Annotated in this window: 5 protein-coding genes and 2 pseudogenes; 3 read left to right on the top strand and 4 right to left on the bottom strand. The window is 68.2% G+C overall.

Going from position 1 to position 6,348, the window contains the following annotated elements:
* From H3V53_RS35620 to H3V53_RS35605, 4 genes and pseudogenes are all read right to left on the bottom strand, one after another.
* Positions 1–591 (bottom strand): annotated as a pseudogene (locus H3V53_RS35620) (mechanosensitive ion channel protein); the annotation flags it as partial.
* A 228-nt stretch (positions 592–819) separates the two neighbouring features.
* Complete coding sequence (locus tag H3V53_RS35615) at positions 820–1,161, bottom strand: NIPSNAP family protein (protein WP_336601833.1); 342 nt, start codon at positions 1,159–1,161, stop codon at positions 820–822.
* A gap of 104 nt (positions 1,162–1,265) precedes the next feature.
* Positions 1,266–2,944, bottom strand: a pseudogene (locus H3V53_RS35610) (MFS transporter).
* A gap of 49 nt (positions 2,945–2,993) precedes the next feature.
* On the bottom strand, positions 2,994–3,215 hold the full coding sequence (locus H3V53_RS35605; protein ID WP_336601832.1) for a hypothetical protein: 222 nt from the start codon (positions 3,213–3,215) through the stop codon (positions 2,994–2,996).
* A 185-nt stretch (positions 3,216–3,400) separates the two neighbouring features.
* Here H3V53_RS35605 and H3V53_RS35600 point away from each other — a divergent pair, with 185 nt between their 5' ends.
* The 3 genes from H3V53_RS35600 to H3V53_RS35590 all read left to right on the top strand — a co-directional run bounded on the left by H3V53_RS35600 (position 3,401) and on the right by H3V53_RS35590 (position 6,259).
* On the top strand, positions 3,401–4,708 hold the full coding sequence (locus H3V53_RS35600; RefSeq protein ID WP_336601831.1) for a patatin-like phospholipase family protein: 1,308 nt from the start codon (positions 3,401–3,403) through the stop codon (positions 4,706–4,708).
* Positions 4,709–4,858: 150 nt separating this feature from the next.
* The gene (locus tag H3V53_RS35595; protein ID WP_336601830.1) at positions 4,859–5,341 is read left to right on the top strand and encodes a nuclear transport factor 2 family protein; all 483 of its coding nucleotides are present in this window, start codon (positions 4,859–4,861) and stop codon (positions 5,339–5,341) included.
* 60 nt (positions 5,342–5,401) lie between these two features.
* Positions 5,402–6,259, top strand: a complete 858-nt coding sequence (locus tag H3V53_RS35590; RefSeq protein ID WP_054925562.1) for a 2OG-Fe(II) oxygenase — start codon at positions 5,402–5,404, stop codon at positions 6,257–6,259.
* Positions 6,260–6,348 lie beyond the last annotated feature (89 nt).

Here is a 6,348-nt window from a genome sequence, read left to right as displayed (position 1 = left end):
CGCCTTGTCGCGGGCCTCGCGCTTTTCGCGGCGCACGATGATCGCCGCGCGCGCCCGCCGCAACAGGCGCCGGGCAAGCCATTCGAGCGCGATGGCGGGCAGCAGCGTGCCCATCAGCGCGAGCAGCGTGGCGAACACCTTCGCGCGCTCGTGCGGATTCGACAGCTGGATGTTCCACCAGTAGCGCGCCGACGACGTATCGAGCAACACCGCCGCCGAGCGTTTGAGCGTCATGCTGCCTTGCGTGATCCAGTGGGCGCCTTGTCGCACGAGTTGCGATGCGAGCCCGTTGCTCTTGAACGCTGCGGGCACGCTCGCGCCCGAGGCGCTGCCCGCCGCCGCGGCCGATGCGCCCGAAGCGGGCTCGGCGGGCGTCGCGAGCACGCCGGCGGCGGCGATGGCCGTCAGCGTGTCCTCGATCTGCGCGCGCTTTTTCGGATCGTTGAGCACCTGCAGCGCCTGGCGGGCCTGGTCGGGCGTCAGCGTGACGGTGGTGGCGGAAGCGCCCGAGGCGCTCGTGGTCGCCGTCACGGCGGAGAAGGCGGGCGCGCAGAACAGCGCGAGCAGGCAGAGCAGAAGGAATTTGCGCATGTAGGGCCGGTGGGCGGCGGCGATGCGCGTACGGCTTGACGCGATGCGGCGCCGGGAGCCACCACGTTTCGACTGAAAGAGAAAGCGACACCGGCGCGACACGAAAAGTTCCGCAAACCCGGCGATCCGGCAATTTTGCGCGCATCCTGGCGTGCGATGCGCATTTTTTCGTGCGTTTTTGCCGTGCAAATCTCGACCGACCGTTGTTCGTGTGGTGTCGGAAAGCAATCAGAGAGAAACGGATTGCGCCGGCTTGCCAAGCGTCCCAGCGACGACTTCGGTGAAAGTCCGCTCCTCGCGCAGAATGAAGCGCCTGTCCTGCGCCAGGCGGAAGTTGCCGACCGCGGCCGGATCGGTGCGAAGCCGCGCGCGGTAGGCCTCGTAGGCAGCGAGGCTGTCGAATGCGATCAGGCCCCACGCGATGTCGTTGGTGCCTTCGTGTGGCAGAAAATAGCCGAGCAGATGGCCGCCGCAGCGCGGAATGATCTCACCCCAGTTCTCGGCGTATTGACGGAATGCGTCGCGCTGGAACGGATCGATCTGATAGCGGATGAAACAGGTGAGCGTCATCTGAAGTCTCTCTGATTGTCGTTGCGTGACGATCAGTATCGACGGACGCAGCGCGCGATGTTTCAGGACAGCACGAAGTGTCGATGCCGGGTACTTCGTGCGCGTTAGCGGCTGGGTTGCCGCCGGATCGTCGCCATCGCGCACGCGGCGCCCAGCAGCGCGCAGGCGGACGACACGAGCGCGACGGCGCGCAGCCCGGCATCGATGGCATCCGCCTGCGCGTCGACGATCTGCGCGGGCACGGCGTGCGCGCCCGCCATGGGATCGGGGGCGAGCAGCTGGCTCGTGCGATGCAGGTCGCCGGGAATGTGCAACTGTCCGAGACGCGCGGACAGCGCCGCGTCGTGCGACCACACGAACACGATGCCGAGCACGGCGATGGCCAGCAGGCTCGCGACCCGCGCGACGGCATTGTTGATGCCCGACGCGACGCCCGTGCGCCCGGCGGGAACGGAGGTCATCACGGTGGTCGTGAGCGGCGCGACGGTGATCGTCATGCCGAGCCCGAGCACGGCGAGCGCGGGAAAGTAGCTCGTCCAGTAGCTCGAGCCGTTGCGCGCATGATCGGCGTCGAGCCCGCCCGGCAGCGCGAGCAGCGCGAACCCGATGGCCGTGACGATGGGCCCCGCCGTCAGCAGCGCGCGCGCGCCGTAACGCACGGTCAGTCCGCCCGTGAAGCGCGACAGCACGCCGATCACGACGGGCACGGGCAGCAGCGCCGCGCCCGCTTCCGTCGCGGAGTAGCCGTGCGCGCGGATCAGCGTGAACGGCAGGAAGAACAGCGCGCCGCCGAGGCCGAAATACAACAGCAGCGTGACGGCGTTCGCGCCGCTGAAATCTCGCGAATGAAACACGTCGAGCGGCATCATCGGGTCCGCGCCGCGCGCCTCGATCGCGACGAACGCCGCGCACACCACGGCGCCGCCCGCGATCGCGGCGATCACCGTTTCGTCGCCGAAACCGTGCGAGACGCCAGCGTGAGCCCGTAGGTGAGCAGGCCCAGGCCGACGGTCGCGGCGAGCGCGCCCGGCCAGTCGAGACGTTGCCCCTGCTTGCCGCCATGCTCACCGCCGTCTTTGCCGCCGACGCGGCCGCCCGCATGGCCGCCGCGGCTGTCGGGCACCGACGACAGCGCGAGCGCGACCGTCGCGGCCGCAAGCGGCACGTTCAGGTAGAAGATCGCGCGCCAGGAGAAGGCGTCGACGAGCCAGCCGCCCGCGACGGGCCCGAGCGCCGACGTGATCGCGCCGAAGCCGGCCCACGTGCCGATTGCGCGGCCGCGCTCGCTTTCATCGAATACCGCGCCGATGATCGCAAGGCTGCTCGGCACTAGCAGCGCCGCGCCCGCGCCTTGCACCGCGCGCGCCACGATCAGCGCGTGCGGTCCGGGCGCGAGGCCGCATGCCGCCGAAGCGGCCGTGAACAACACGATCCCCGCGATGAACACGGTGCGCCGCCCGAGCTTGTCGCCCATCGCGCCGCCCACCAGCACCAGCGAGCCGAGCAGCAGCAGATACGCGTTGACGACCCATTGCATGTCCGCGACGCTCGCCGCGAGTTCGCTCTGGATGGCGGGCAGCGCGACGTTGACGACGGAGCCGTCGATGAACGCCATGCTCGAGCCGAGGATCGTCGCGGCGAGCGCGAGGCGCTTGCGGCGGCACGCTGCGGCGGCGCAGGGTTGCGCGCGGATCGCGAGATCGTCGCAGGGGCTCGCCTGCGCGGGGAAGGCGTGCGGCGTGTCGCGGGGTTTATCGATGGAGGGCGAGGCGTGGTCGGACATGGGCGGTGTCCACTCCAATGTAGTTGCGATCGACATTGGGATGGACAGGTCAGGCGCGAAGCCGTTCAGCCTGTGCCGAATGGCGAGCGGAACGACGAGCGGAATGGCATGTCGCACGGCGCATCGAATGGCGCATCGAATGGCGCATCGAATGGCGCATCGAATGGCGCACGGCGGCGGAGCCGGAAAGCCCGGCTTCGCGCAACGCGCGGATCAAGTTGTGCCCATGCCGCCGCAGCGCTTCCTCGATCGCCTCGATTTCCGCCTGCATGCGGATTTCGGCGAGTGTGCTCGTGCGAACGCCCGACACTTCAGCAAGCCAGAATCGCTTCCGGTGAAAAAGCGGCATCGCGACGGCGCGGGGCACGCAGTTGATCGGCTCGCGCACGGTACGCTATCGTGTGGCTGCCGGCGGCATGTGCCGCCGCTCCCGTTTCATCAGCGGAGAGACTCACGATGGTCAAGAAAACGGCGATGCATGCGGCAGCGCAGCGTTCGGCGCAGGCCTCGCGTGCTTCCACGCGACCCCGCAAGACATCGGACGCGCAACTGGCTCCGGGCACGCGCACCACGTCGGCGCACCCTGCCATCGACGCGCAGGTCGTGCTCGTGCTGCAAGGCGGCGGCGCGCTGGGCGCCTACCAGGCGGGCGTATTCGAAGCACTGCACGACGCGGGCATCGAGCCCGACTGGGTGATCGGCACGTCGATCGGGGCGATCAACGGCGCGATCATCGCGGGCAACCCGCCCGCCGAGCGGATGAACCGGCTGCGCGCGTTCTGGGAGCGCGTGACCTGGGCGGGCCCCCAGGCGTTGAACTGGCTGGCCGCGTGCGCGCCCGCCTGTGACGCCATGGCGGTACCTGCCGCGTGGCTCACCGCATGGTCGACGGCATGGGCCGCGTGGATGCCGGACGGCGAGCAGTGGCTGCGCAATCTGTCGATCGTCTCGCAGGGGTTGCCCGCGTTTTTCACGCCGCGCGCGGGCGCATGGCTTGGCGCGCACACGCCCGTCGGCATCGAGCAGGCAGCGTTCTATCACACGGACCCGTTGGCGGAGACGCTCGCGTCGCTGATCGACTTCGACTACCTGAACCGCAAGGAGACGCGCCTCACCGTCGGCACGGTCGGTGTCGGCAGCGGACAGATGCGCTACTTCACCAATCGGGACGAGCGGCTCGATGTGCAGCATGTGATGGCGTCGGCGGCGTTTCCACCGGGCTTTCCTTCCGTGCGCATCGACGGCGAGGCGTACTGGGACGGCGGCATCTATTCGAATACGCCGCTAGAAGCCGTGCTCGACGACCGGCCGCGGCACAGCTCCGTGATCTTCACCGTGCAGTTGTGGCCCGCGCACGGCAGCGAGCCGGCATCGATCCGCGAGGCGATGAGCCGCCAGCGCGACATCCAGTATTCGAGCCGCGCCGAAAGCCATCTGGAGCGGCAGCGGCAGATCCACCGGCTGCGCCATGTCATCCGCGAACTCGGCAAGCATATGGACGACAGCGTGCGCGACTCGGCCGTCGTCAAGGAGCTGCTGAACTGGGGCTGCGGCACGACGATGCAGGTGATCGAACTCGACGCGCCGAGCTTCGGTCGCGACGATCTGCACAAGGACATCGACTTTTCGACGGACGGCATCCGGCGCCGCTGGGACGCGGGCTATGCCGACGCGCAGCGGATGATCGAACGCGCGCCGTGGCGCGAAGAGCCCGACCCGATGGAAGGCATCGCGATTCATCGGTCGGACCCCGAGGCAGTGTGAGCAGGCGGCGCCCATGGCCGCGCATCGCCACGCGGCAGCAAGCGGAAACAGACCCAGGATTGCGCGCGCCGACGAACGTGTTGTACCTTGACTGAACGGGTACGACGTTCATGTTCGAACCGGCAACCAGAGGGCAAATACAAGACCGACATGACTCATCCCAATGCGGCATTGATAGAGCGGTTCTACGAGGCTTTTCAGCGCCGTGATGTCGATGCGATGGCCGCGTGCTATGCGCCCGACGTCACGTTCGGCGACCCGGTGTTCGTCGAACTGCACGGCGGCGAAGTCGTCGATATGTGGCGGATGCTGGTGTCGCGGGCGCAGGATTTCACGCTGTCGTTCAGCCACGTCGTCGCCGACGACTCGCAAGGCAGCGCGCACTGGGTCGCGAGTTACCTGTTCAGCCAGACGGGCAGAGCAGTCGTCAACCCGATCGACGCGCGGTTCGTGTTCCGCGACGGCCTGATCGCCGAGCATCGCGATCATTTCGATCTGTGGCGCTGGGCGAGTCAGGCACTTGGAGCGAAGGGCGCGCTGCTGGGCTGGACGCCTTTCGTGCAGAACGCGATCCGCGCGCAGGCGCAGCGCGGCCTTGCCGCGTGGCGCGCGAAGGCGGCATCGGCGGCATAGCGCGAACGGCAATGGCCACGACAGCCAGGACAGGCACGACAACGATGCAACGGAGGTGTGATGCGCACCGTGGATGCAACATGGCAAGAGTGGCTCGCGACCAATGTGAGCCGCGGCTGTACGCCGGAATCGATGGTCGAGGCGATGGTGCAGGCCGGTTTCGAAGCCGACGCGGCGCGCGAACTGGTGCGCAACGCCGCGTCCGCGACGGAATTGCAGGCCGATCTGATCGCGCCGTCGGAAGATGCCGCGCGTACCTATCATTACGACGCCTGTCCCGTGGCGGCGGGCAACCGCATCCGGGCGCATGACCGCGACGTGGCGGTGCGCCTGCGTATCGAGCGGCCCCAGGTGATCTCGTTCGACGACGTGCTGTCGGACGACGAATGCACCGAACTGATCGAACGCGCGCGGCATCGGCTCAAGCGCTCGACCACCGTCAATCCCGACAGCGGCCGGGAAGACGTGATCAAGATGCGCACGAGCGAAGGCTTCTGGTTCCAGCGATGCGAGGACCCGTTCATCGAGCGGCTGGACCGCCGCATGTCGGCGTTGATGAGCGAGCCGCTCGAGCATGGCGAAGGCCTGCAGATACTGCGCTACGCAACGGGCGGCGAGTATCGGCCGCATTTCGACTATTTCCCGCCGGGCCAGAGCGGCAGCGCGCTGCACACGGCGCGCGGCGGCCAGCGCATCGCGACGCTGATTGCCTACCTGAACGACGTCGAGGAAGGCGGCGAAACCGTGTTTCCCGACGCAGGGCTCGCGGTCTCGGCGAGCCGAGGCGGTGCGGTCTACTTCCGCTACATGAATGGGCGCAGGCAGCTCGATCCCCTCACGCTTCACGGCGGCGCGCCCGTCGTGCGCGGCGAGAAGTGGATCATGACGAAGTGGATGCGCGAACGGGAATACGTGTAGCCATATCGCCGCGTCGTCGCGCGGGGGGGCGGGCGATCGCGCGCGATCCAGATGTGCGATGCGCATCTATGCGGGCATGGCAAGTGCTC

This window comes from Paraburkholderia bengalensis (assembly GCF_037126505.1).
GTDB classification, from domain to species: domain Bacteria; phylum Pseudomonadota; class Gammaproteobacteria; order Burkholderiales; family Burkholderiaceae; genus Paraburkholderia; species Paraburkholderia bengalensis.
The sequence above is the reverse complement of the archived record's forward strand: the minus strand, read 5'-3'. Positions and strand labels throughout refer to the sequence as shown.